Raw genomic sequence first — 26,240 nt, forward strand, 5'->3', positions numbered from 1 at the left:
CTCGCTTCTCCGTCGTCCCCTGCGAGTCGGTCCCGAACTGGCTCGCAGTTTCTTGCGTGCCCGCTCAACCGCCGAACGAGCGCGCGTCGATGGCCTGCAGCCGGACCTCGTGGCCTGAGCCCGCGCCCATGTACCAGCGCCGGGCTTCGCCAGCGAGGGCGTCGGCCCGAGTCAGGTCACCCTGGTCAGGGTCGGCCCGCTCGCCGAGGGCCTGGGCCAGGCGCCAGCGCGCGTCGGCCAAAGAGCGCTCGAGGTCCCGATCTCGAACCCGTTCGGCGGCCTGCTGAAAGCCCGCGACCGCGGACTCGAGCAGCGCAATCGCGGCGTCGCCCATGCCGGCGTCTGCCCGACAGCGCGCTAGGCCGACCTGGGCCTGGGCGACGTAGCGCGCCCGCCACCACTGCCCTGCGTCCTCGTCAAAGCTCTCGACGATGGTCTCGAACGCGCGCGCGGCCGAGTCCCGGTCGCCCTCGTCGAGCATCTCGAGGTAAGCCTGCGCGACGGCCCCGCGATCGCCACCCGTCGTGTCGACCTCGAGGGTGCGCTGGAAGGCCGCCCGCGCCGCTTGATCGGCCCCTCGCTCGAGCTCGAGCATGGCAAGGGAGTACTGGCAGTCGACCACCAACATGTGGGTAGGGTGATAGCGAGCGAAGCGCTCGCACAGCGGCGCGCGCTCGGCGACCACGAGCTCGGCGCTGGTCAAGTGGTGCGTCGCGCCCACGCCGTTGGCGAGGGTCAAGGGGTGATTCGGACCGAGCCGGGCCTCGAATTTGGCCGTCGCTCGCTGAGCGAGGGTGAGCGCCTCCTCGGGCTCCGCGACGAGCGCGAGGTTGCTCGAGATCCACAACAGCTCGAAGGCTTCGAGCCCGCCCTCGTCGCGCAAGGCCGCCGCCTCCACGAACGCCTTTCGGGCCCCCTCGCGGTCCCCTTCGGCCATGCGGGCCACGCCCACGTTGTTGAGCAAGAGCGCGTGGGCGAAGGCGCTGCCTGGAGTGCGGCGGGCGAGGGCCTCGCCGAGTTCGAGACGCGCGAGGTGTTCGGTGGGCACCTCGGCCGTCCGGGCTGCGAAGGCGTGGCGCGCCAGGGCCTCGAGAGCGAGCTCGTCCATGCCCGCCTCGAGGGCCGTCGTCGCGGCGACCTCGAGGGGCTGGATGGCCGCGTCGCGTCGGTCCATGTGCACGAGCACCCGCCCCCGGGCGAGCTCGATCTCGGCGATCAGCGGCGCGTGGGACAGCCCCCGGGCAAAGCCCAAGAGCGTGTCGAGCTCGGCGAGCGCCGCCTCGTAGCGGCCCGCGTGCTCCCAGGCCTCGAGGGTGATCAGCTTGGTCCGCTGCTCGTCGACGAGGCGGGCGAGCTCGGGGTCCTCGGGGGGCGGGACCTCGGCCTGGAGGGCCTCGAGGTCGGCGCAGCGGGCCAGGCTCGGCAGCTGCTCGACGACGTCGACGGCCTGCACCAGGGACAGCTCGCCCTCGCCCTCGCCCTGACGCAGGACCTCGACCGCGCCCTCGAGGGCGGCGAGGCGGCGGTCGAGGCACAAGGTCCGCTTGTCGAAGATCGCGTCGGACTGCTCCCCGCGCCCGTGCACCTCGCAGGCCTCGCGGTGCATGGTCGACCAGCGCTCGGCGTAGCCCGACAGCCCCGCGTCGACCCGGGCCCAGGCCGGCTCGGCGTAGTCGAGCTCCGTGGCGGCCATGGCCGCGCGCACCCCCTCGCGCTGCTCGGCGCCCCAGACCGCCTCGACCCGCTCCCGCGCGCCGGTGCACTGCGGCGCCTTCGGGCCCGAGCCCCCACCGCTGACGCTCCAGGTCAGCGCGCCGGTCAGCGCGACGAGGGCGAGCGCGCCCGCGACGGTCAGCGCCCGACGCTGGCCGCGGTTGCGATCCCGGCCCAGCTCCGCGACCAGCTCGGCCATGGACGGAAAGCGCTCCTTGGGGTCGTTGTTCAGCCCGCGCAACAAGATCGGCAGGACCCAGCGCGGCACGTCGGCGTGGCCGCGCTCGGGCTCCTCGATGCGGCCGAGCAAGACCTTCTTGCGCAGCTCCTGCATGGTCTTGGCTGCGAACGGCCGGCGGCCAAACAGCGCCTCGAAGAGCGCGACGCAAAAGGCGAACTGATCAGCCTCGGGGCCGACGCGGTAGCCGAGGAACTGCTCTGGCGCCATGTAGGCCGGCGTGCCCATGACCGCCCCCGTGACCGTCAAGCGGGCGGCCAGGCGCGAGGACGAGCTGCTACCCAGCGAGCCCGCGCTCGGGGTGTTCGGCGTGTTCGGTGTATTCGGCGGACTCGTCCCCTCGGGCACGCCGAGCTCGGCGGATCCCGCAGCCATCGCCGGCGCGCCCGCGTCCCACTCCTCGCCCTCGCCGACGCCCCGGGCCAGGCCAAAGTCCAACACCCGGACGCGGCCGTCCTCCCCGCGCAACAGGTTGTCGGGCTTGAAGTCGCGGTGGACCACGCCCGTGGCGTGGGCCGCGATCAGGCCCTCGCCCGCCTGGAGGTAGGCCTCGAGGATCGCCTCCCAACCCGGCGCCTCGTCAGTGATCCACCGCCGCATGGTCTTGCCGACGATGAACTCCATGACGATGAAGATCTGCCCGTCGAGGACGCCGACGTCGTGGACGGGAACGATGTTGGGGTGGGACAGGCGGGCGAGGGCCTGGGCCTCGCGCAGCAGCCGGGCCTGGGCCTCGTGGGTGACCCGCCCCCCAGCCCGGAGCAGCTTGAGGGCCACGCGTCGGTCGAGCTCGGGGTCGTAGGCCGTGTACACCGTGCCCATCCCCCCGGCCCCCAGCTCGTCGAGGATCACGAAGCGCCCGAGGCGATCGCTGGGCCTCGAAGCCCGCCCATCGGGGTAGCCAGGCGGCCCTGCGCCCCCTACTGGGCCCGCCGAGGACGCGGCCAGGGTGTCCCGCTGCGCCTCGGGGCCTGCGAGCAGCGTCTCCCCGTACGCCTCCGGCGAATCTCCGTCCAAGGGCTGATCTGGCCTACTCACCGTTCGATGGGCTACGGAACGCAGATCCGCAGCGCGGGCCCGCCCTCCACGCACAGTTTGCCCCATTCGGGCTCTCGGGGGTAGCGTCACCGAGGTGGCGACCTTGCGTCAGATCGACGGTCACGAAGTTCGAACCCTCGACAGCGACACCCTCGTGGGTCGTTCGTCCGCTTGCAGCCTGCGGCTGAAGGCGTCCGATGTGTCCAAGGAGCACGCGGCGCTCAACTGGACCGGGGAGCAGTGGACGATCCGCGACCTCAACAGCCGCAACGGGACCTTCGTCGACGGGCGACGGCTCGGCTCGGGGGAGCGGGGCATCATCGCGGCCGGGACCCAGCTCGGCTTTGGAACCAGCGAGCGCTGGGTGTGCTCCGACGCCTCCCCGCCCCAGCTGTCCGCGACGACCGCCGATGACCAGGAGCCCATCATCGTGTCCGGCCAGCAGAGCCTGGCGATCTACGCGGGCGAGGAGCTGCTCGCCTCGGTGTCCCGGGACATCCAGGGCCGCTGGGTGCTCGAGCGCGAGGAGGAGGTCACCTACGTGCGCTCGGGCGAGACGCACAGCATCGGCGGCCGGCCGTGGCAGCTGCGCCTGCCCGAGGTCAGCGCGACCACGGACGTGTCCGACGGCGTGCGCACCGTGACCGCCACGCGCCTGCGCCTGCTCGTCGCCGAAGACGGCACCGTCCACGCCCAGGCCCACGTCCAGGGCGAGGTCATCGACCTGCGCCGCCGGGGCCACCACGCGCTGCTCTTGGGTCTGGCGCGGCTGCGCAAGGCCGACCAGGCCGCGGGCAAGAGCGACTTCGACGCGGGCTGGATCAACTACCGCAAGCTCCAGGACCTCCTGGACTGCACCCGCAACCTGATCAACGTCAACGTCCACCGGGCGCGCAAGCAGTTCGAGGAGCACGAGTTCATCGACGCCGGCTGCTTGATCGAGCGCAAGCAGCACACCGGCAAGCTGCGCCTGGGCGTGAGCGAGGTCGAGATCCTCAGCGAGAGCTAGCCGGGCTCCGCTTCAGTCTTCGCCGGTGACCACGACCACGGCCGCGCGCTCGGGCCCATGGACCCCGAGCGCCCAGTCGAAGGTGCTGCGGCTGACCGGGGTCGAGCCCCGCGAAGACTTCCCGAGGGGGCTGCCGTTGACCAGCCGAGCATGCGGCGCGAGCTCGACCAGTAGGGTCTCGCCCGCCGCCTCGGCCGCCCCTGCGGGAGCCCGCGCGGGGTTTCGCTGGCTTCGGTAGGCGAGGTCGCGGGTGAGCGCGAAGCTGAGGTCGGCACCGGCCTCGTCCGTGGTCACCGGCCGCCAGCCCCCGCCAATGGGGAACATGCCCACGGCGAGCAAGAGCTGGTCCGCCAACGCGACTGGGTCGCGCTCGGTGGAGACCACGACGATCGCGACCCCGTCCCCGGTGCGCGCGGCGGTCTCGACCACGGCCTGCGACGAGGCCTGCTCGTCGCGCTCGAGCTCGAGCCGGTCCAAGATCCACTGGCTCGAGTCCTTCGGCGGTCGAGGCCGGCGCGGGCGCAGCTTCAGCAGGCGCGTGCGCTGGGCGATCACCTCCTGCCAGTACGGCACGACGTGGGTATTTCCGTGCTTTCGCACGTAGCTCAGGGACCTCCGGGCCTCGTCGAGGCGCCCCGGGTCCATGACCGCCGCGGCCGCGAGCTCTTCGTCGGGACCAAAGGCCTCGTAGGCCCACGCGGCGAGGTGCGAGGGCACCGTCGCCAGCGACGCGACGCGCCGGAGGGCGTCGGCCGAGGACGCTTGGGTCAGCTCCAAGACGGGCATCACCCAACGATAGCTCGGCGAAGGCCTCGAGGTCGTGTATGCAGGTCTGGACCATGGCCATCACCGGAAAGCAGCTGTTCACCACCCTCGAAGCCGACGGCTCCCTCACCCTCGAGCTCGACGAGGTCACCGTCCCCGAGCCCCAGGACAACCAGGTCGTGGTCCAGATGGAGGCCGCGCCGATCAACCCCTCGGACCTGGCGATCCTGACCAGCAAGGCGGACTTCGAGAACGCCGAGTACGCCCCGGGGCGGGTCGTCGCCAAGCTCGACGAGCCGTGGCTCTCGGGTCTGCGCGGGCGCCACGGGCAGCGGCTGGTGGCCGGCAACGAGGGCGCGGGCGTGGTCGTGGCCACGGGCGACGCCCCCATGGCCAAGGCGCTCATGGGCCAGCGGGTCGCGTGCGTGCCGGGCCACGCCTTTAGCCAGTACGCCCTCGCCCAGGCCCACCTGTGCCTGCCGCTGGGCGAGCACTCCAGCGAGGCGGGCGCGAGCGCCTTCGTCAACCCGATGACCGCCCTGGGCTTCGTCGAGACCGCCAAGGCCGAGGGCCACGGCGCCATCCTCCACCTCGCCGCCGCCTCCAACCTCGGCCAGATGCTCAACCGCGTGTGCCAAGAGGACGGCATGAAGCTCGTCAACATCGTCCGCCGCGAGAGCCAGGTCGAGCTGCTGCGCAGCCAGGGCGCCGAGTACGTCGTGAACTCCTCGGACGAGGACTTCATGGCCCAGCTGCGGGCGGCCATCGACGCCACCGGTGCCTTCCTCGGCTTCGATCCCATCGGCGGCGGGACCATGACCGACGCCTGCCTCGCGGCCATGGAGCAGGTCGCCGCGTCGAAGATGAGCGAGTACTCGCGCTACGGCTCGACCCAGGACAAGAAGATGTACATGTACGGTCGGCTCGACCTCAACCCGACCATCCTGACCCCGCGCTACGGCCTGCAGTGGACCATCTCGGGCTGGCTGCTCACTCCCTTCCTGCAGCGCGCGGGCCTGCCCACGCTCATCGCCATGCGCCAGCGCGTGCTCGAGAACCTGGGCACGACCTTCGCCAGTTCTTACAAGGCGCGGGTCAGCCTCGAGCAGATGCTGACCAAGGAGGCGATCTTGGATTATCAGCAGATGAAGACCGGCGAGAAGTACCTCGTCACCCCCCAGGCCTGACCTTCGCTACCGTCGTGGACGAGCCGCGCCACGTCCACGACGCTCAACCCCAGGTCCGGCGCCACCACGAGGCGCCCGCGCCCAGGGCCCGGGTCAGCCCGCTCATCGACTCGTGGCGGCGCTCGGGATCCACGGCCAGGCCCTGCGCCAGGGCCTTGCGCAGCGCCCGGGGGACCCGCTCTCCCCGACCGCCCGAGGCCGACGCGCGGTGCTCGGGTGCGACCGGCGGGCCCTCGCGGATGTCTCGGGACTCGAAGGGTCGGGCGCCGTAGAGGGCCTCCCACAGCGCGACGCAGAAGCTGAATTGGTCGGAGCGCGGCGAGCTCGAGGCCAGGCGCCACAGCAGCTCGGGGGCCATGTAGATCCGGGTCCCGCCCTGGCACTCCTGGCGCTCGGCCTCGCTGGCCTCGGCGAAGCTGCGGGCCAGGCCAAAGTCGAACAGCACGACCCGCCCCGGGGTGATGCACACGTTCTCGGGCTTGACGTCGCCGTGGACCAGGCCGCGCTCGTGGGTCGCCAGCAGGCCCTCGGCGATCTGTCCGAACACGCGGCACAGCGCCTCGAGCTTGGGCGCCTCGGCGTCGATCCACTCGCGCAGGGTCGGGCCCTCGAGGCGCTCCATGACCAGGAAGCTCAGCGCCTGCCCCTCGCCCCGACCGCCGCCGTCGAGGGCGATGGAGCCGGCGTCGACCACCGTCACCACGTTGGGGTGGCCCACGGTCGCGAGCCGACGGGCCCCGAGGCTGTGCTCGCGCAGGGCCTCGGCGCTCGGGGCCAGGCTGAGCTTGAGGGCGAGCTCGCCCGCGCCCTCGCCCTCCGCGACGGCGTAGACGACCCCCTCCCCGCCGCGGCCGAGCTCCCTCGAGACGCGGTAGCGACCCACCTTCGCCCCCGGGCTGAGCTCGAGCCCGGCCTGGCCCACGACGCCGCTCAGGGGATCGCCGATCACCGAGACCCGCGAATGCTGCGTGGCATCCATGGTGTCCGCGGTCTCTTCCACCGCCGCGATGATAGCAGGGCGAGCGGGTCGGGGGCGGGTCCGCGCCTTTCCCTGGCGAGCGGGGAACATCGGCGCGCTGGCGACGTCGGAGACCACCGTGCCCCCCACCGTGCCCCCCGGCCTCGAGCCCCCCCGAGACTCCTCCTCGCCGGCAACTTCGTCGGTGTTTGCGTTGACGGGGCTTCGCTCCAGGTGTGAGCCTCGAAGGGCGATGCCCGGCGTCACTGCGCTCCCCCCTTCGCCCAGCTCGGCGGCCCCCCGCCCGGGGCTCCTGGTCGCCTGGCTGGCGACCTTCCTGCTGCTGACCCTGACCGCGGCCTGCGGCGCCAACCGAGGCCTGGGCGATCATCCCCCGCAGATCAACTCGAACACCGAGCAGCTGCCCACCTTCGAGCCCGCCACGGTCGCCGCCGGCACCCGCGAGGGCGACGCGGGCCTGCGCGAGGGTGACGCGCGCTCGGGTCCGCCGGCGCCCCCCGAGCCCCCCGAGCCCCCGCCCCTGCCCGAGCCCGAGCTCACCGCTGCCTACCCCCAGGGCGAGGCCAGCCCCTACTCCGAGATCACCCTCCGCTTCAACCGCCCCATGGTCCCCCTGGGCACCCAGGACTGGATGACCCCCGCGGAGGCCGGCCTGCGCGTCGATCCGCCGATCGCCGGCAAGGTGCACTGGATCGAGCCCACCCGCCTCGAGTTCGTGCCCGACGACCCCCTGCCCCTCGCGCGCGCCTACACGGTCCACTACGAGGCCGAGCTGACCGCCGTCGACGGCCCGAGCAAGCGCTTCGTCCGAGACTGGAGCTTCTTCACCGAGGGCCCCTCGGTCAGCATGCACGTCAACGAGAATCACTGGAAGGCCCGGGTGTTGGTCAACACCAGCCAGAGCGTGAAGCTCTCGACCCTGCGCAAGCACACCCGGGCCGAGGTCACCGACGCCCAGGGCACGACCCGGTCCGCGGACATCAAGATCCGCGCCCTGCCCCGCGACCGCGACGGCTGGCGCGAGGCGGACTACGAGATCCGCCCCGTCGGTCGCTGGCCGGCGGACAGCACCGTGGTCATCCACGTCGACAAAGACCTGGTCGGTACCAAGGGGCCGCGGCCCATGGGCTACGACGAGCACTTCTCCTTCGAGCCCACGGGCCACGTCTGGGTGAACTCCCACACCTGCCTGGGCGGCAACTACACCGACGGCTGCGAGATCGGGCCCGTCGAATTCGCGCTCTCGACCCCGATCCGCCGCGGCGAGGCCCGCAAGGTGACCATCGAGCCGGCGCTCGACGGCGGCGGCGGCCAGGCCACGGGTCGTCGCTACGACTGGCGCAGGAGCGGCCCGCCCAAGGCCCTCGACGCCTACGACACCATCCGCGTGTGGGGCGAGTTCGAGGTCGGGAAGACCTACACCGTCACGATCTCCGGGCTCAAAGACATCCACGGCCAGACCCAGGCCGACCCCTACGTCGAGACCCTGACCTTCGTCGAGCCGCCGCCCGCCCTCGACGTCAGCCCGCGCTCGGGCACCTTCCCCGCCGCCGAGCCGACCATGGCGGGGGTCGAGAGCCGCCACCTCGAGAGCCTCGTGACCCGCGCGGTGGTGCTGACCGGCGAGACGGCCGTGGACGCCTACCTCGCCTACACGCAGTTCGGCGGCAACGACCCGGCCCGCGAGGCGCCGCTGGTCCGCGCCCTCGCCAAGATCCCCACCCGCGACCACGCCCTCAGCCACAAGGGCGGCTTCGCGTGGTCCTCGGCGACCATCGACCTCCAGGCCGAGAGCGGCCACCAGACCGGCCTCGTCGCCTTCGAGATCGCCCCCGGTCCGCTCCTCGCCCGCGCCCAGGGTCGGCGCGTGCCCAAGTCCAAGCGCGGGCTGATCCAGCTCAGCGACCTCGGCGTGAGCGTGGCCGACACGGCCCCCCGCGGGGTGATCCGCGTGGCCAAGCTGAGCACCGACGCCCCGGCAGCGGGGGCGATCGTCGAGCTCGTCGACGGCAAGGGCGACGTCGTGCCCGTGGGCCGAGCCGACGGCGACGGCCTCGTGGAGCTCGGGCCCGAGCTCGACGTCGCCCCCGGCCAGCTCCTGCGCGTGCGCCACGACGGCGACAGCCTGCTGATGAGCGCGCGCGAGCTCGCGTCGCTCCACCACCACCCGAGCTGGCACGACACCGAGCTGCGCCCCGGCGAGAAGGTGCGCGCGGCCCTGATGACCGAGCGCTCGCTCTACAAGCCCGGCGAGGTCGTGCGCGCCATGGGCTGGGCCAGCGTCGCCAGCCCCTACGAGCTGAGCTCGCTCACCCCCCTGCCCAAGAACACCAAGGTCGCCCTCGAGCTCCGCGACTTCCGCGATGAGCTCATCGACACGGCCACGGTCCAGGCCAAGGCCCACGGCAAGTTCTGGGCGACCCTCGAGGTCCCGGACACCGCCAGCTTGGGCGACTACACCGTCACGGCCAAGCTGCTCAACGACTCGGTCCAGGCCTCCCTGCGCGTCAAGGACTACGCCGTGCCCGAGTTCGAGGTCTCGGCGACCCTCGCCGACGGCGACCTCCACCACGGCGAGCGGACCAGCGCGAAGGTCCGCGCCAGCTACTACTTCGGCGGCCCCGTCCCGATGACCCGCTTCCGCGACGTGACCCAGTGCACGGTCACCGACTTCCGCCCGCCGGGCTTCGAGCCGAACTGGCGCGTGGGGCCGCGGCGCGAGTGGAGGCGCCACTACGCCAGCACCGGCGGCTACAGCGTGGTCCGCCCGATCACCCCGGCCCAAGAGCAAGGGCGCATGGACTACGAGCTGACCCCCAGCTCCTCCGACACCGGCCTGCCCGCGACCTGCAAGCACAGCGTGGCCGTGGCCGACGCGAGCGAGCGTGAAATTGGTGCTGAGGCTACGGTCTGGCTGCACCCCCAGTTCTACCTGGGCATGGCCCACACCCGCAGCATCGAGGCCGGCGAGACCCTCGAGGTCGACGCCCGCACCGTCGACTACGACGGCTCCGCTCGCCCCGTCGACAGCGTCGTCATCGAGCTGACCCGCAGCTACTCCCGCGAGCAGTACGAGCGCGTCGACGGCGAGCGCGAGTTCGTCGGCTTCGTCCACGAGCGCGAGGTGCTGCCCGCGTGCACCACCCAGACCGACGGCGAGGGCCGGGCCCAGTGCAGCTTCGCCAAGCTCGAGTACGGCAGCTACGAGGTCCGGGTGGTCGCCACGGACACCGCCGTGGAGGGCTACGCCCCCAGCGTCAGCGGCTACCTCTACGTCCACCGCCCCAGCAATTACACCTACCTGCCGCGGACCCCCGTCAAAGAGCTGACCATCGATCTGAGCGCCCCCGAGGCCGAGGTCGGCGACCCGCTGACCGTCCAGGTGCGCGCGCCCTGGCAGCAGGGCCACGTCGTGCTGCTCATGGTCAAGGGCGGCCTCCACCAGGTCATCCCCCTGACCCTCGACCAGGGCCGCGCGAGCGTCGAGCTCGAGGTCAACGAGGCGTGGGCCCCCGGGGTCCACTTCACCGTCCTGGCCGTGTCCCCCGGCGATCCCCAGGCTCGGGTCCTCCCGCGCCTGCGCACCCACAGCACCCGCGTCGACGTGGGCACCGACAGCCGCAAGCTCTCGGTCCAGGTCGAGGTGCCCAAGACCGCTCAGCCCGGCCAGACCCTGCCCATCGAGGTCCACGCCCGGGACTACCGCGACCGCCCCGTCCAGGGCCACGTCAGCGTGTGGGCCGTGGACGAGGCCGTCATCGCCCTGTCCCCGCCGATCATCCCCAGCTTCGTCGAGACCTTCAGCGCCGGCTTCGGCAACGACCTGCGCTTGGGCTCGAGCTACAACGCCCTGCTCCTGCCCTACCTGCTGCGCGACGATCCTTACTCGCCGTGGCTGTTCGACCCGCGCTGGCGCGAAGGCCTGGGCCTGCGCGGCTACGGCTCGGGCGGCGGCGGGATGGGGTCCGGCTACGGCCGGGGCTCGGGGGCGGGCTTCGGCGGCCGAGGCTCCCGCTCCCCGGCCATGCCCAAGGCCCGCAGCCAGTTCTCGAGCGCGCCGATCTTCATCGGCGACGCGGAGCTCGGGCCCGACGGCGTCGCCCACCTCGAGGGCACCCTGCCCGACAACCTGACCACCTTCCGCGTGACCGCGGTGGTGTCCTCGCCGCTGACCGAGGGCGGCGACGCCCTCGTCGAGCCCCGCTTTGGCCTGGCCGACGGGCGCACCCGGGTCACCAAGCCCCTGGTCGCCCGCGCGGCCCTGCCCCGGGTGATGCGCCCGGGCGACACCGCCGAGCTCGGCGTGCTCGTCGACAACCTGCGCGGCGGCGCCGGGCAGCTCGAGGTCGAGGTCGCCCTCGTCGACGAAAAGGGCGAGCCCGCGGCCGACGGCGCCCTCGAGCTGCTGAGCTCGCCCCAGGCCAGCGTGGCCCTGGACGCCGGCGAGCAGGTCCGCCTGCCCTTCAGCGTCCGCGCCCACGGCACCGGCACGGCCCAGTTCGAGGTCCGCGCCCGGCTCGAGCCCAGCGCCGCGGGCAACCGCCCCGTCGCCGACGCGCTCCGCCTGCCCATCCCCGTCGAGGCCGAGCGCACCCTGTCCGACCGGGTCGCCGTCTACGGCGAGCTCGGCAGCCCGGTCGCGGCCGAGGCCGACGAGCGCCGGGGCAAGGCCGGCGCGAAGTCCCTCGCGGCCGTCATGCCCTTCGTGCTGCCCACGGAGATCGATCCCAACTACGGCGGGCTCAGCATCTCCGTGGCCTCGTCGATCCTCGGCGGGGTCGAGGACGCCGTCGCCTACCTGGTGACCTACCCCCACGGCTGCGTCGAGCAGACCTCGAGCTCGCTGCTGCCGCTCATCCCGCTGGGCGCCCTCGCCCGCCAGGGCTACCCCATGGGCATCGACGACACCGATCACTACGTCGCCGTCGGCGTCCAGCGCCTGCGCACCATGCAGCTCGGCGACGGCTCGTTCAGCTACTGGCCCGGGGGCGACGAGTCCATGCCCCACGCCAGCGCCTACGCCACCTGGGTCCTCGTCCAGGCCGATCAGGCCGGCTACCACGTGCCCAGGGACCTGCTCGACGGCGCCGTCGCCTTCCTCCGGACCCGCGTAGTCGCGTGGCAAGGCAAGCCCGGGCCGACCCTCGAGGAGGACATCGACGCCACCTTGGCGCTGTGGGCCCTGACCGCCGCTGGCGGGGGCACGAGCGACGAACACCAGCAGATCGACGAGGCCCTCACCCGCCTCTACGACCAGCGCCTGCGCCTGCCGGTGTTCGCCCAAGCCTACCTCGCCCTGGCCATCGCCACCCAAGAGAGCGCCGACGCCGACACCCAAAGCCAGCGCCTCGACACCCTCTTGCTCGAGCTCGGCTCCCGCGTGGACGAGCGCCAGGGCTACGCCAAGGTCGAGGGCGGCGGCTACTGGACCTGGTACTGGGACTCCAACGTGCGCAGCAGCGCCCTCGTGCTCATGGCCTTCCTCGCCCACGAGCCCGAGAACCCCATGGTCCCCAAGCTGACCCGCGGGCTGCTCGAGTCGCGCCGCGGCGGGCGGTGGGCCAACACCCAGGAGAACGCCTTCGCCCTCCTCGCCCTGGCCCGCTACGCCGCGATCTACGAGGCCGAGGAGCCCGACTTCGAGGGCCGGGTGTGGCTCGCCAACGAGCCCGTCGTGTCCATCCAGATGCAGGGCCGGGGCTTCGGCTTCGAGGACGGCTTCGCGCCCATGGCCGAGCTCCTCGCGGCCATGGCCCAGCCCGCCGACTCTGAGGCGGGGAGCGGGAAGACGGACCAGCTGGCGGACCAGCTGATCCTCGAGCGCGCCGGCACCGGGCGGATGTACTACCGCGTCGGCCTCGAGTGGGCGTCCACCGCCACCGACCTCCCGGCCAAGGCCGAGGGCGTGGCGATCCGCCGGAGCATCCGCGACGCCGAGGGGATCCTCGGCGAGAACCCCAGCATCGAGTCCGGGACCTTGCTGGCCATGGACCTCGAGCTCGAGCTCCACTCCCCCCTCGACTTCCTCGCCGCCGAGCTCCCGCTCCCGGCGGGCCTCGAGGCCATCGACATGGACATCGGCAAGGGCAAGGACGCCATGCGCATCTCCGGCCAGCGCGGCCACTGGGTCAGCCACCAGGAGCTGCGCCGCGACCGGGCCGTGGTGTTCGCCAACCACATGGGCGTGGGCACCTACCGGACGACCATCTTCCTGCGCGCCACGACCCCCGGCGACTACGTCATGCCCGCGGCCACGGCCGAGCTGATGTACTACCCGGAGATCTACGCGCGCACGACCGGCCAGCGCGTCAGCGTGCGCTGACCGTTCATTCCGGGTCTGCGCAGCAGCGCAGGCCCGTGTTCTTCCACTGGTAGTCCCGCGTCCGCAGCGAGGAGATGTCGCAGGCCGCGAGCGACGGCTCCGTGGAGTAGCCGCCGCCGCGGCGCAGGCAGGTCCCCTCCTGGTCGTCGCAGCTGTTGGTCCACTCCCAGACGTTGCCGCTCATGTCGAACAACCCCGCGAGGCCCCCCTCGCAGCCCGGCGCTGCGCCGACCGGGAGGGGCCCGTCCATCTCCCTGTCCCCGTTTTCGTTGCACAGCCCGGGGATGTGCCCGGGCCCGTAGGGGTAGGCGTTGGTCAGCGACTCGCCCACGCAGGCCCGGTACCACTCGCTGGTCAGGTCGTCGAGCAAGGCCGGGCTGCCCGCTCCGCCGCCGACGGCCCCGCACAGGTGCTTGCCCTGCCACTCGCAAAAGGCGTAGGCGTCGCACCAGTCGACCCAGACCACGGGCTCGTCCTGGTCGCCGTTGAACTGCGCGTCCCAGTCGTTGGGCACGTAGGTCTGGTTGGCGTCGCAGTCCGCGGGCAGATCGAGGATCGGGCCGGCGTCGAGGAAGGCGGCGTAGTCGGCCACGCGGACCTCGGTGGCGTCGATGCGCATCTCGTTGGCCGCGTCGGCGACCATGCCCTCGAAGCTGCCGCCGGTCCCCGAGCCGTCCGTCTCGGTCTCGGTGGTCTCCGTATCCGTCGACTCCGTCGTGTCTGAGGACTCCGTCGTGTCCGTCGACTCCGTCGTGTCCATCGTGTCCGTGTCCGTGTCCGTGTCCGTCGATTCCGTCGACTCCGTGGAAGACTCCGCCTCCGTCGTGTCCTCTGTGGACGACGCCTCGCTCGTCGACTCCGTGCCCTCCAGGCTCCCGCCCGTGGTCGAGTCGGCGCCGGTGTCCGTGGCGACCTCGTCCCCGCCCGCGTCGACGAAGTCCGGGTTGACCTCGAAGAAACGACACCCACCCGCGAGACCGAGCGCGGCGAGCAGCAGAGCGACCGAGGAGCGGTGCATGCTCGCATCCTACACCTGGCTCGCACCCCACGAGGTGCGCTCGAGCGCGCATTCGGCCCGTGCTCGGGTCCGCGCCCAAGGCCCCTCGCCCTCTTTTCGACCGGCTAGCTGCGTTACACTGCTCCCTCGTGGCCAGCGGCGAGCACACGCCCCCAACCACACGGCCGGTGGGGCAGGCGGACACCATCGACTCGTCCCAAGACGCGGGCAAGCGCGCGCAGGACGAGGACGAGGACGTCGACCTGAGCGGGATGACCTTCGCCAACCGCTACAAGCTCGTGCACATCCTCGGGCGCGGCGGCATGGGCGAGGTCTACCTCGCGGACCACACCGTCATCCCCAAGCAGTACGCGGTCAAGGTGCTCAGCGCCCGCCGGCTCACCGGCGGCGACGCCCTCGAGCGCTTCATGCAAGAGGCGCGCACGGCCTCCTCGATCCGCCACCCCAACGTCGTCGAGATCACCGACTTTGGCTTCTCCACCGAGGGCCTGCCCTACCTGGTCATGGAGTACCTCGACGGCGAGGAGCTCGCGACCTTGATGAAGCGCGACGGCCCCCTGCCCTGGCCGCGGGTCCGCGCGTTCATGCTGCAGCTGCTCGAGGCCCTCCACGCGGCCCACCAACGAGGCGTCATCCACCGCGACGTGAAGCCGCAAAACTGCATCCGGCTGTACGCTGCGGAGCCTGGCAAGGATCTCAAGGTCCTCGACTTCGGCCTCGCCAAGGTCATCGACGAGGAGCTCAAGACCGAGTCGCTGACCGAGACCGGCGTGCTCATGGGCACGGTCCACTACATGTCCCCAGAGCAGGCGCGCAGCGAGGCCATCGACGCGCGCACCGACATCTACTCCGCCGGCGTCGTCGCCTACCAGATGCTCACGGGGCAGCTGCCCTTCCAGGCCCCGCGCATGACCGGCGTGCTGTCCAAGCTGCTCATCGATCCGGTCCCGGCCATGGCCGACGCCGCGCCCGGGGTCAACGTGCCGGCGGTCGTCGAGGACGTCGTGGTCCGGGCGATGGCCAAGAACCCCGACCACCGCTACGCCAGCGCGGCCGCCTTCGCCGAGGCGATTCGATCGCTGCCCGAGGACCCCCGCGAGCTCGCGCGCATGGGCGCCTTCCCGTGGCGCAAGGTCGCCCTCGCGGTCGGGCTCGTCGTGGTCTTGCTGATCACCCTGCGCGCGATCGCCAACGGGATGGCTGGGGACGGCCCGGACACCCCCGGCGAAGCGGCCGGCTTCGCGGACGTCCCCGAAGGCGTGCCCGTTCGCCTGCCCCCCAAACCCGAGGATGGGGGCGAGGAGGAGGCCAAGGTCGGCACGGTGTCCGGCAAGGGGCGGCCGAGCGAGGTGTTCGCGCCAACCTCCCAGCCCGGAGCGAAGGCCGGTTCTGAGGCCGGCGGCGCGGGAGGAGCTGCCGGGACGCCGAGCGTGGCCGCTCCCCCAGTCGAGACGCCGAGCAAGGCCAAGGGCTCGGGCAAGAGCAAGGGTTCGGGCAAGGGCGAGGGCACCAAGGCCCCGGCCCCCAGCGACCCGCCCGCGGACACCCCGTCCACGCCCGGGGCCACGACCACCTACACCTTCGTCCTCGACGCGGCCGGTCGCAGCTGCGACCTGAAGGTCGACGACCGCCGCCAAGACTGCGGCGACGGGCGCAAGCTCTACCTCACCGAGGGCGGCCACGAGCTGCGCTGGCGCTTCTCCGGGGGCGCGTGGCAATCCGAGACGCTCACGGTTCAGCCTGGACCCCGGCGCTGCTTGCTGCTGTACTCGGACGCCGCGCAGGTGATGGGCGGAGGCTGCCCCGGAGGATCGCAATGAACGCGCTGCTGCTCACCAGCATCCTTGCCGGCTCCGTCCCCAGCCCGAGCCTCGGACACGCCCTCGCCCCCGGCGAGCCGCGCGAGTGCGTGGCCATCGACGTCCGCCCGCGCGCCCCGGGGGGCCAGGAGGCCCCGCCCCTCGAGACGACCATCGCAACCGCCGACTTGCCGGCCCTCGAGGCCCTGCTCGACCGCGTCGTCGATCGCCTCGAGCGGCGCGGGTGCACCGAGACCGCGGGCGAGGTGCTGCGCCTGGCCCTCGAGCGCACCCTGACCCTCGCCGAAGACCGCTCGACGACCGCGACCGCCGAACAGCTCGACGACCTCCGGGTCCACATCGAGCTCGTGCTGATCCGCTTGAACTACCGCCGAGGCTGCGACGCGCTCGTGTGCGGCGAGTCGGACATGAGCCAGTGCGCCGCCGTCGACGAGCTCGCCGCGCTGTTCGAGGCCAACCCCGGCACCTCCCCCGAGCGCCTGCGCGAGTGGCTGCTCGACGCCCCCGGCGATCCCGAGCCCCTCGAGTGCGCCTTCGAGGCCGCGACCACGACCTGCCCCCTGCCCGTGGTCGAGACCCGCACGCGCCCCGACATGCGCCGCGAGATCTTGATCGGCGCGAGCTCGGCCGGCCTCGCCGTGGGCGTGACGGCGGTGATCCTCGGCAGCGTGCTCGTGGCGATCCACCAGCGCTGCCCCGGTGGCATCCCGGCCACGGAGTGCTCGCACCGCTTCTCGACGGTCCAAGAGGGCGCGGCGACCCTGGCCCTGGGCGGCGTCGCGCTGATCGGCTCGGGCGTCGCCCTGGGCGTCGGCCTGCCCCGGCTGAGCGCAGACGTGAGCGCTCCGCCTGCGTCCGCGCCCACGACCCAGCGCGGCTGGGGCGTGAACCTCAGCTGGGGCATGCGCTTTTAGCCGGCCGATTTGGCCCCGGCCGCCGCCGCTTCGGCCGCTGCGGCTTCGGCCGCCGCTGCTGCCTCGGCCTCCGGCGAGCCGGGGATCAAGATCGGCTCGTCGAGCTCCGCCCACGCGGGCGTGGCCGCGGGTCGCCAGCTCGGATCGCAGTGCGGATCGCCGCGCTTGTCTCCCTCGGGCGCGACCAGGTTCGCCCCGCCCAACAGCGCGACCAAAAGCCCGCGGGCGTCGGCCGGACCCTCGACCCGATCGATGGCCTCGACGAAGAAGCGCTTGCCGTCCTGGCGGACGTGGAGCGGCAGGTAGCGCGCCCCGGCGATGCGCAGGCGCGGACCCGGGGCGGCGACCGCTTCGGCCGTCTCGCCGACTTCAGCGGCTTCGTCGACGACGAAGGTCAGGTAGAGCAGCACCGAGCTGCGCCGCGAGAGCTCGGGCTGGTGGCTGGCGAAATTGCCCAGGGAGTGGAAGATCAGCCCCTCGCGCCCGTCGCTGGCCTCGACCTTCTCCCACGGCTGGATCACGTGGGGGTGGCTGGCGATGACCGCCGTCGCGCCGGCCTCGATCCACCCGCGCGCGATCCTCTGCTCGCGCTCCCGGGGGAAGTGGCTGTACTCCTTGCCCCAGTGCGGCGTGACGATGACCGCGTCGACCTTGGGCTTGCGCTTGGCGTAGCGCCCCCGGCCGAGCAGGCGCTCGATGGTCTTGCCCACCGCCGCCCCGTCGCCGCAGCGCAGCACCTGCCCGTTGGGATCCTCGATCTGGTTGGTGTGCTTGGTGCACGCGATCCAGGCCAGGGACAGGTCCCCGACCCGGGTGATCGCGTGCCAGCGCTCCGGGCCCTCGGCGGCGCGCGTGCCCGTAAAGCGCAGGCGCGCGCGCTCGAGGGCCTCGACGGTGCGATCGACCCCCAGCGGCCCACGATCGAGGGCGTGGTTGTTGGCCGTCGAGACCACGTCGATCCCCGCCCGGACCAGGTCCTTGGCCACGGAGCGGTGGTAGTTGAAGCGCGGGTAGCCGCTGTAGACCACGCCGTCGTAGCTGCGCCCGGGGTCCTCGACCTCGACGAAGTCCCGGTCCAGACCCGCGGCCAGGGGACCCTCGAGGTTGAGGTAGGTCAGCTCCGGCTCGGCGAGCAAGTCGGCGATGTTGGCCCACAGCACCTCCGCGCCTTCTTTGTCCTTGGCGTCGTAGGCCTGGCGCTGGAGCTCGCGGTGGAGCAGGAGGTCGCCGCCAAAGGCGACGGTGAAGCGCGGGCCCTCGGCGCACGCGGCCGAAAATTGCAGGTAGTCCTCGGGCAGGGGCTCGGGCTGTGCCGGTTCGGGCTCGGGCTGTGTCGGTTCGGGCTCGGGCTCCGCGTCCGCCTCGGCTTTTGCTTGGGCGAAGCCCGAGCTCGGCGCGAGCGGCTGCTCCGTGGCCCCCGAAGCGACGCCGCCCTGGCTGTCGACGGGCGGGCGCGCGGGGCAGGCCGACGCGAGCCCGAGCACGGCGAGCACGACCCAGCTCCGGGGCTCGACGGCCCGGCTCCTCGCCCCGCGGATCATCGGCGGAGTGTAACGAAGGTCCCGATCCCCGAGTGGGCGAGCCGCCCGCGCCCCACGCGCAGGTTTCGGCGAGGCGGCGCGGACCGAGCTCACCGGCACCAGCGCTCTGGCCGCGCTTGCCGGTGGGCCCCCGCCCGCGGGCCTGATACTCTCGCGCCCGGTGACCGATCTGCGGCCCAAATATCGCTACGGCCTACGCGCAAGGCTTGGTGAGGGTGGCATGGGCGACGTGTACGTCGCCGAGCAAAAGGGCACGGGCCGCAAGGTGGCCATGAAGATCCTCAAGGAGGAGCTCTCGACGGACCCGAGCGTCGTCGAGCGCTTCCTCCGCGAGGCCCAGGCCACGGGCCAGCTCACCCACCCCAACATCGTCGAGATCCTCGACGTCGGCCGCAGCCGCTCGGGCACGGTGTTCTTTGTCATGGAGCTGCTGCGCGGGCGGGAGCTCGGCGAGCTGCTGGCCAAGGTCGGGCGGCTGTCGTGGTACCGCGCCCGCCACATCCTCACGCAGATCGCCGAGGGCCTCGCCGAGGCCCACCGTCACGGCGTCGTGCACCGCGACATGAAGCCGGACAACGTCTACCTGGTGCGCCGCGGGGAGGACCGCGACCACGTCAAGATCCTCGACTTCGGCATCGCCAAGATCGAGGGCGCCGCCGCCCTCACCCAGGCCGGCATGGTGTTCGGAACCGCCGGCTACATGGCCCCCGAGCAGGTCCTGGCCGGGACCATCGACGGGCGCACCGACGTCTACGCCCTCGCGTGCATGGCCTTCGAGATGCTCACCGGGCGGCTGCCCTTCGACGAGAGCAGCCCCATGCGCATGCTCAACATGCACGTGCGCCAGCCGGCCCCCAGCCCGCTCCAGCTCATCCGCCAGTCCGACCCGACCGCCGACTTCCCCGAGGCCCTCGACGCCGCCCTGCTCCGCGCTCTGGCCAAAAAACCCGACGAGCGCTTCCCCGACATGGCCAGCTTCGGCCGCGCCCTCGGGGCCATCCCCGCGCGCGAGCCCCAGGGCGACGAGGAGGACGACATCGAGAACCGCACCACCTTGGTGCCGGGGCAGAGCACGAGCCAGGGCGCCGCCAAGCGGGGCAAGACCCAGATCCACACCGGGCCGCCGCCCGCGGTCTCGCCGACGAGCGCCAGCGCCTCGAGCAGCGGGGCCTCGGCGAGCGCCTCGACCTCGACCCGGCGGACGCTGATTCACACCGCCCCGCCCATCCCTGGCGCCCCGCCGCCGACCACCGGCTCTCACGCGCCCAAGCGCAAGGCTCAGGCGACCATGCTGATGGACAAGCCGCCGGTGATCCCCAGCGCCGACCGAGCGGTCGAGCCGGCCGCGCCCCAGGCCCACGCCGAAAAGCGCCGCCGGCCCCAGGCCACGGCGCTCATGGAGAAGCCGCCGATCATCCCGCCGGCGCCGGGCCAAGAGGGCGCCAACGAGATCCACCTCCCCTCCCTGGGCTTTTTGTTCCTCGGCCTCGCCAACACCCTCGCGGGCACGGCCTCGGCCCTGCCCATGGACACCCTCGTCCGCCACCTGAGGACCTGGGCCCCCGACCTCGACGGCCCCGCCGTCCGCTCCCTGGCGACCCAGGCTTGGTCCAAGCTCATGGTCCTGCCCACGGCCGAGGCCCGGCGCGAGCGCGTGCTCGAGGAGGTCTACCACCTCGCCGTCATGCCCCCGGACCGGGCCGTCGACCTCGTCAACGAGCTCTACGAGATCGCCGGGCGGCAGAGCCCGGTCAACGCCAAAGCCCTGAGCTTCATCGTCGACGTGTCCGAGCGCATCGGCCTCGGCCTCGACCCGCGCATGGTCGCCGTCGCGTACATGCACATCTGCATCGCGCACAGCGGCGAGCGCCTCGACACCCGGGAGCTCACCGGCTTGCGCGAGCTCCTGCACCGCTGGGGGCCCAACCTCGAGTCCCCCAAGGTCGACCTCATCGTCCGCTGGGCCGTCGCCGAATTCGAGCAGCGCGCGACCATGCACGAGCGCTGGCTCCACGCCTACCAGATCGCCTCGGACTTCGGCTCGGCCTACACCGTGCCGGAGCGCAAGGCCGTGATGGCGGATCTGCGCGCCATCGCCGAGGCCGACGGCTTCATCGACGCCCGCGAGAAGCGGCTGCTCGCCGAGCTCGGGCAGCGCCTCAAGGTCAAGTGACCGGCGCGCCCGAATCGACGCGCGCTATCGCTATTCACATTCGCCAGCCACCATTCGCACTCGGGCACAAGCGACACTCCCGGCATGAATCCGGACGGAGCAGTTTTTCGCGCGAGTCCTCGCGCCATCACCATTGATGATTTCGTCCCGGGCCAAGGACCAGTGATCCTCGTTTGCAACGAGCTACAGTCCACGAAATCGCGCCTTATCCATGAATTTCGCCACTGAGCGCGCTCTCGTGTTCCCACCTCGTTTCTCCACGCCGCCCTCCCCCCTGGCTTAGAAATCGTGTTTGTCAATTGCTCTACTACCAGTGACTAAAACCCCACACACCGCTAGCGCCATTAGACATACTGATTAACACATAATTTACTCTCATCATCCCGACATGAATGACAACGAGTGTCGCAGCATTGAAGAGGCGCCCCCCAGCCACCCCGAGGACGGTGTCGACCGCCGCGGGTTCATGCGCATGCTCGGCGCCGCCAGCGTCCCCCTGCTCGCCCAGGCCTGCGTCGACGAGGCCGCAGACGAGGCGCCCGCCGGGCTCGAGCGCATGCGCGGGACCAACCCGCCGACGACCACCTCAGTCCAGGTTTGGCGTAGCCGCAAGAACCAGCCGATCGTCAGCCGCGAGGAGCACCTGTCCATCGATCCTGCGCTCACGGCCTACCTGAGCCTCGGCGACCAGTGTCGCGTCATCCGCGATACCGGCGAGTACGCCCTCTACACCGTCGGCCAGATCCGCAACGAGAACCCCGACAGCCGCGTCCGCATGGGCATGGGCGCCCGCTGCCGCCTGGGGACGACGAACACCTTCAACGCGACCTTGTCGACCACCGTGGTCGCCCAGGGCTTGAGCGACCAGGAGGCCAGCGCCCAGAACGAGTTCGTCGAGCGCCTCGTCGACGACGGCCACAGCCAGAGCTTCATCGCCATCGCCCCCCACGGCGGCTTCATCGAGCGCTACACCGACGACCAGGCCGAGCTGATGCAGAGCTCGCTCGCCGGCAAGGGCGCGAGCTCGTGGCTGTGCAAGGGCTACCGCTCGGGCCGCAGTGGCTGCGCGAGGGCGTCCGCGACGTCATCGCTGGTGTGCTCGCGGGCTCGGGCATCGAGGTCTCCCTGTCCGCCGAGGTCGACCTCTACCCCGGCGACAGCCCCGACAACGTGGTCAACTGGCTGACGGCTGACGGCTGACGGCTGGGGGCGCGGGCGGGGTCCAGATCGAGCAGAGCTACCGGGCGCGGGAGGTCTACGGCATGGACATCGCCGCGGCGCTGGCCGAGTACTATGACGGACTGATTTGATTGGCCTCAGCCTCGCAGTCTTGGATCCTCGCGCAGCCGAGGCGCGGCGAGCTCGACGAAGGCGCGGACCTTCGCGGGCGCGTGGCGGCCCCCGGGGTAGACGATGTGCACGGGGATCGGGGCGGGCTCGCAGTCTTCGAGTACGGCGACGAGCCGCCCTTGCTCGAGGGCCTCGCCGACCTGATAGGACAGCACCCGAGTCAAACCCCACCCGCTCGTGGCCGCGGCGATCGCCGCGTGGTTGGTGCTGCAGGCCAGGCGTGGGCGCACCCGCACGATCCGCTCCTCGCCCGCGCCCTCCTCCGTGCCGAGGTGCCACTCGACCCGCTCGCCCTCGCCCCCGCCGACGACGACCCGGTGCTCGGCGAGGTCCTCGGGTCGTCTCGGCGTACCGTGGCGCTCGAGGTAGGCCGGCGAGGCGCAGATCAAGCGACGCACCCGGCCCACACGGGTCGCCATGAGCGAAGAGTCGGGCAGCTGGCCCAGGCGCACGGCGACGTCGATGCCCTCGGCGACCATGTTGGTCACGCGGTCGACGAACAGCGCCTGGGCGCGGACCTCGGGGTAGGCGTCGAGGTAGTCGGTGAGGATCGGCAGGACGTAGAGCTGGCCAAAGAGCACCGAGCTGGTGATCCGCAGCGTCCCCGTGGGCCGGGCGTGGGCGCCGGCCGCCGCGGCGTGGGACTCGTCGACGTCGGCGAGGATGCGGCGGCAGTCGACGAGGTAGCTGGCGCCGACCTCCGTCGGGCTGACCGCCCGGCTCGTCCGCGAGAGCAGCTCGACCCCGAGGCTGCGCTCGAGGGTCGACACGGCCCGGGTCACCGCGGCCCGGCTGATGCCCAGCTGGCGCGCCGCCTTGGCGAAGCCTCGACACTCGGCGACCGCCACGAACACGCGCATGGTGTGGAGCTGATCCATGATGGGGCTCGCGCGGGTCCCGGTGGTTTCGCCTCGCGCGACGCAGAGTTTCGGTCTGCAGATCTGTCGCCGCAAGGGCGCCGCTCCCATGGTGTGTCCATGGACAACGCCCCCACCCACTCCCTCGCCCGAACCCTCGCCCGAACCCTCGCAATCGTTGCGCTGTCGACCGCAGCGCTGACCGGCTGCGACCCCGAGGCTTGCGAGCCGCCCGTCGAGGTCATCGAGGGTCAAGACCCGCAGCCAGGCTCCGGCCTCCCCGCGGACACCTGGGCCGAGCGCGGCCGACTGCTCGCCTTTCACCACCAGCGCAGCCTGTCCCGCGACGAGATCCGCGAGGCCCAGTTCGAGCTGCCCTTCGCGGACAGCTACGCGGACTTCGGCATCGACGACCTCACCAGCTTCTACACCGAGGCCGAGATCGACGAGGTCGTGCGCCACGAGGTCGACGTCTACCGCGTGGTCTACGAGACCATCGATCCCTGGGGCGCGCCCACGGTCGCGTCGGGGGCGGTGCTCGTGCCGCGAATCGAGGCCCCGCCGGCCGAAGGCTTTGCGCTGTGGGGCCTGCTGCGCGGGACCATCTTCTACGACGCCGACGCGCCCTCGCACGGCGACATGCCGGACTTTGGCATCTGGCGCGGGCTGCTGCCTGCGTCCGCTGGCTACGTCACGGCCATGCCCGACTACCTCGGCTTTGGCGCGGCCCGCTCGCAGCTCCACACCTACCTCATCAGCGAGCCCACGGCCACGGCGGCCGTCGACATGCTCCGCGCGAGCCGACACCTGAGCGTCGAGCTGGGCCTGCCCCTGCGCGACGAGATCCTGCTCAGCGGCCAGTCTCAAGGCGGCCACGCGACCCTCGCGACCATGCGCACCCTCGAGGCCGAGCACGCCGACGAGTTCGAGCTCGCCGGGGTCTCGGCGGCCGCGGGGGCCTACGCCGTCTCCCCCCTGGTCACCGCCTTGCTCAACAGCGACGCGCTCATCGCCCCGCAGGTGACCTCGCTCTACACCCTGGCGCTGGTCGGGGTCTACGGCTTCGACCAGCCCCTGTCCCACTACTTCGCCGCCCCCTATGACGAGCTCGTCCTCGAGCTCCACGACAAGACCAAGACCAACGCGGAGGTCATCGCCGGGTTGCCCTCGGGCAACACCGAGGAGCTGTTCGCCGAGGACTTCCTGACCGCCTTCCGCGGCGAGGGCGAGCAGGCCTTCAAGCAGGCCCTGGCGGACAGCGACGTGCACATCGGCTGGAACCCCGAGGCGCCCCTGCGCCTCTACCACGGCGAGCTCGACGCGACCGTGCCCGTAGCCCAGAGCCAGGCGGTGCTCGCCGGGCTCGCGGGCGAGCACACCTCGATCGCGCTCGAGGTCATCGACGGGGCCGGCCACCTGCAGACCATCATCCCCTCGACCCTGCGGACCATCCACTGGTTCGACAGCCTCGCCCCCGCGACCGACTGAACCGCGGACGTGGGGCAGGGAGGGCGTGGCGTCGACGCGGCCTCGCGCGCTCTACCACGGGCGCGCGGCGCCGTGGCTGCCGCTGCGCGTTGTCCATTCGATGGAGAGACCTCCGCGCGCGCGCAGGTAGTCGTCGATGAGGTCCGACAGCCCGACGGGTCCCTCGTGGAGCACTTCGAGCTTCCCCTCGGCGTCTCCGAGCGCGCGGACCTCGACGAGGTGAAAGACGGCCTCGAACCAGGACACGCGAAAGCTCGCGCCTGACGGCCCCAGCTCGATCCCGGTCCCTCGCCCCCGCTCGTCCAGGAGCCGGAGCAACCCGCTCCTGAGGGCTCGAGCTTCGCCTTCGACGGTCAGCCCCGCGCCCCCCTGCGCGCCCACGACGACCCGGACGCGCTCGACCAGGGTCGCGGGTGGGATCGGCCGCGCATCGCACAGCCCCGACTCTCCCGCTTCGCTCAGGCGCTTCAAGAGCTCCGGCTCTCTCCCCGCATAACGGACACAGTCGAGCTCCTGCGTGCGCAACACCCGGAGCATGCCGTCGACCTGCGTCGGAGTCGACGGCTGCCGACTCACGAAGCAGTGGCCGTCCGCGCCCGAGTCGAACAGGCTCGGGCAAACGGACTCTGGGACCCCACAGGCCGTGCAGCAGCCCTGCGTGACGTAGAAGTCGCCGGCTGCGTTGCGCGGGTGTCGGCTGCGTCGCGTCGTCACGTCGGGCTCACCCCGAGAGTACGCGAGGGCTCCCCGTCGAGTCGAGACTGGGGCCGCGCGCACGCCCGGAGCGCGGCGTGTCGGGATGGAGCTCAAGCCTCGAGGGCCGTCGCCGTGCGCTCGATGCCCTCGGCGATGCTCACCTTCGGCGCCCAGTCCAGCAACCGCTTGGCCTTGGCGATGGAGAAGTAGTGGTGCGTGCACAGGTAGCGGATCGCAAAGCGCGACATCCCGTCCTCGGCGTGCAGCGTGCCGCCCTTGACCCACGTGTCCCAGGTCTCCGCCACGGTCGCCGCGCCGTAGGCCACGGCGAAGGGCACCCGCCGCTTGGGCCCGGGCAGGCCGACGCGGTCGAGCACGCGACCGACGAAGTCGAAGAAGGCCATGGGCTCGCCGTTGGTCACGAACAGGGCCTCGCCCGCGAGCGGGGCCCCGGGCTCGAGGCGGTCGCTCGCGGCCAGGATCGCGTCGCTGAGGTTGTCGATGTAGGTGAAGTCCGAAAGGTGCGTGCCGGGGCCGACGGAGTAGTGCATCTTGCCCGCCCGCGCGCGGTCGAGGATGGCCGGGAGCAGCCGGGTGTCGCCGGGACCAAACACCACGTGGGGGCGGATGGCGCAGGTCGCCACCTCGGCGTCGCTGGCCGCGAGCACGCGCTTTTCGGCGGCGATCTTCGAGTCGGCGTAGGGCGCCTGCGACTCCCGGGCGTAGGGCAGGGTCTCGTCGCCGGCGCGGATGTCCCGGCCCTCGTAGACGACGCTCGCCGAGCTGACGTAGACGAGCTTGCGGACCCCGTGGGTCTGGCAGGCCGCGAGGATGTGCTCGGTCCCGCCCAGGTTCACGGCCCACACGTCCTCGGCCCGGTTTTGCTTGGTGTGCACCAAGCTCGCGTTGTGGACCACGAGGTCGTGACCGGCCACGGCCGCGGCGGTCGCCTCGGCGTCACGCAGGTCCACGCTCGCAAAGCGCACCTCGTCGCGCCAGCTGGACCCGCGCAGGTCCAGGGCCGTGACCGCGTCGCCGCGATCGGCGAAGGCGTCGACCAGGTGTCGACCGACAAATCCGTTGCCTCCGGTAACCAGGACGCGGGCCATGGCGGCGATGGTAGGGAGGCCCA

Annotated in this window: 16 protein-coding genes; 8 read left to right on the forward strand and 8 right to left on the reverse strand. The window is 72.0% G+C overall.

Annotated elements, in window-relative coordinates; genetic code table 11:
* Positions 1-64: 64 nt before the first annotated feature.
* Positions 65-2,968 carry a serine/threonine-protein kinase gene (locus PPSIR1_RS23105; RefSeq protein ID WP_198154593.1) on the reverse strand — a complete coding sequence of 968 codons (2,904 nt, stop codon included), beginning with the start codon at positions 2,966-2,968 and terminating at the stop codon, positions 65-67.
* 115 nt (positions 2,969-3,083) lie between these two features.
* Between PPSIR1_RS23105 and PPSIR1_RS23110 the strand changes: the two genes are divergently transcribed.
* Positions 3,084-3,998: an FHA domain-containing protein gene (locus PPSIR1_RS23110; protein WP_045116587.1), complete on the forward strand. Its 915-nt coding sequence runs from the start codon at positions 3,084-3,086 to the stop codon at positions 3,996-3,998.
* Positions 3,999-4,010: 12 nt separating this feature from the next.
* Here PPSIR1_RS23110 and PPSIR1_RS23115 read toward each other — a convergent pair whose 3' ends face one another.
* Positions 4,011-4,784, reverse strand: coding sequence for a hypothetical protein (locus PPSIR1_RS23115; RefSeq protein WP_006973581.1), 774 nt, complete (start codon positions 4,782-4,784; stop codon positions 4,011-4,013).
* Positions 4,785-4,837: 53 nt separating this feature from the next.
* Here PPSIR1_RS23115 and PPSIR1_RS23120 point away from each other — a divergent pair, with 53 nt between their 5' ends.
* On the forward strand, positions 4,838-5,950 hold the full coding sequence (locus PPSIR1_RS23120; RefSeq protein WP_045116596.1) for a zinc-binding dehydrogenase: 1,113 nt from the start codon (positions 4,838-4,840) through the stop codon (positions 5,948-5,950).
* A gap of 43 nt (positions 5,951-5,993) precedes the next feature.
* Here the strand turns inward: PPSIR1_RS23120 and PPSIR1_RS23125 are convergent, their stop codons facing one another.
* Positions 5,994-6,950, reverse strand: a complete 957-nt coding sequence (locus PPSIR1_RS23125; RefSeq protein WP_006973583.1) for a serine/threonine-protein kinase — start codon at positions 6,948-6,950, stop codon at positions 5,994-5,996.
* A 211-nt stretch (positions 6,951-7,161) separates the two neighbouring features.
* On the opposite strand from PPSIR1_RS23125, the gene PPSIR1_RS23130 reads away from it, so the two are divergent.
* Positions 7,162-13,251, forward strand: coding sequence for an alpha-2-macroglobulin family protein (locus PPSIR1_RS23130; RefSeq protein ID WP_006973584.1), 6,090 nt, complete (start codon positions 7,162-7,164; stop codon positions 13,249-13,251).
* 4 nt (positions 13,252-13,255) lie between these two features.
* Here the strand turns inward: PPSIR1_RS23130 and PPSIR1_RS23135 are convergent, their stop codons facing one another.
* Complete coding sequence (locus PPSIR1_RS23135; RefSeq protein WP_006973585.1) at positions 13,256-14,269, reverse strand: formylglycine-generating enzyme family protein; 1,014 nt, start codon at positions 14,267-14,269, stop codon at positions 13,256-13,258.
* Between the two features lie 128 nt (positions 14,270-14,397).
* Between PPSIR1_RS23135 and PPSIR1_RS43580 the strand changes: the two genes are divergently transcribed.
* Both PPSIR1_RS43580 and PPSIR1_RS23145 read left to right on the forward strand, forming a co-directional pair.
* On the forward strand, positions 14,398-16,089 hold the full coding sequence (locus PPSIR1_RS43580; protein WP_157595873.1) for a serine/threonine-protein kinase: 1,692 nt from the start codon (positions 14,398-14,400) through the stop codon (positions 16,087-16,089).
* Positions 16,086-17,003: a hypothetical protein gene (locus PPSIR1_RS23145; protein ID WP_006973587.1), complete on the forward strand. Its 918-nt coding sequence runs from the start codon at positions 16,086-16,088 to the stop codon at positions 17,001-17,003. The genes PPSIR1_RS43580 and PPSIR1_RS23145 overlap by 4 nt, the downstream gene beginning before the upstream one ends.
* Here the strand turns inward: PPSIR1_RS23145 and PPSIR1_RS43585 are convergent.
* Positions 17,000-18,544 carry a CapA family protein gene (locus tag PPSIR1_RS43585; protein ID WP_006973588.1) on the reverse strand — a complete coding sequence of 515 codons (1,545 nt, stop codon included), beginning with the start codon at positions 18,542-18,544 and terminating at the stop codon, positions 17,000-17,002. The genes PPSIR1_RS23145 and PPSIR1_RS43585 overlap by 4 nt on opposite strands.
* A gap of 160 nt (positions 18,545-18,704) precedes the next feature.
* On the opposite strand from PPSIR1_RS43585, the gene PPSIR1_RS43590 reads away from it, so the two are divergent.
* The gene (locus PPSIR1_RS43590; protein WP_269744727.1) at positions 18,705-20,717 is read left to right on the forward strand and encodes a protein kinase domain-containing protein; all 2,013 of its coding nucleotides are present in this window, start codon (positions 18,705-18,707) and stop codon (positions 20,715-20,717) included.
* A gap of 388 nt (positions 20,718-21,105) precedes the next feature.
* Positions 21,106-21,903, forward strand: a complete 798-nt coding sequence (locus PPSIR1_RS43595; protein ID WP_006973590.1) for a hypothetical protein — start codon at positions 21,106-21,108, stop codon at positions 21,901-21,903.
* A 130-nt stretch (positions 21,904-22,033) separates the two neighbouring features.
* Here PPSIR1_RS43595 and PPSIR1_RS23165 read toward each other — a convergent pair whose 3' ends face one another.
* On the reverse strand, positions 22,034-22,945 hold the full coding sequence (locus tag PPSIR1_RS23165) for a LysR family transcriptional regulator (RefSeq protein WP_006973591.1): 912 nt from the start codon (positions 22,943-22,945) through the stop codon (positions 22,034-22,036).
* 99 nt (positions 22,946-23,044) lie between these two features.
* Here PPSIR1_RS23165 and PPSIR1_RS23170 point away from each other — a divergent pair, with 99 nt between their 5' ends.
* On the forward strand, positions 23,045-24,412 hold the full coding sequence (locus tag PPSIR1_RS23170; protein ID WP_006973592.1) for an alpha/beta hydrolase family protein: 1,368 nt from the start codon (positions 23,045-23,047) through the stop codon (positions 24,410-24,412).
* A 51-nt stretch (positions 24,413-24,463) separates the two neighbouring features.
* On the opposite strand, the gene PPSIR1_RS23175 is transcribed toward PPSIR1_RS23170, so the two are convergent.
* A complete protein-coding gene (locus tag PPSIR1_RS23175; protein WP_006973593.1) occupies positions 24,464-25,126 on the reverse strand; it encodes a ferredoxin in 663 nt (220 codons plus the stop codon).
* Positions 25,127-25,218: 92 nt separating this feature from the next.
* Positions 25,219-26,217 (reverse strand): NAD-dependent epimerase/dehydratase family protein, encoded by a 999-nt coding sequence (locus tag PPSIR1_RS23180; protein ID WP_006973594.1) that lies wholly within the window; start codon positions 26,215-26,217, stop codon positions 25,219-25,221.
* Positions 26,218-26,240: the final 23 nt, after the last annotated feature.

Source organism: Plesiocystis pacifica SIR-1, from assembly GCF_000170895.1.
Lineage (GTDB): Bacteria > Myxococcota_A > Polyangia > Nannocystales > Nannocystaceae > Plesiocystis > Plesiocystis pacifica.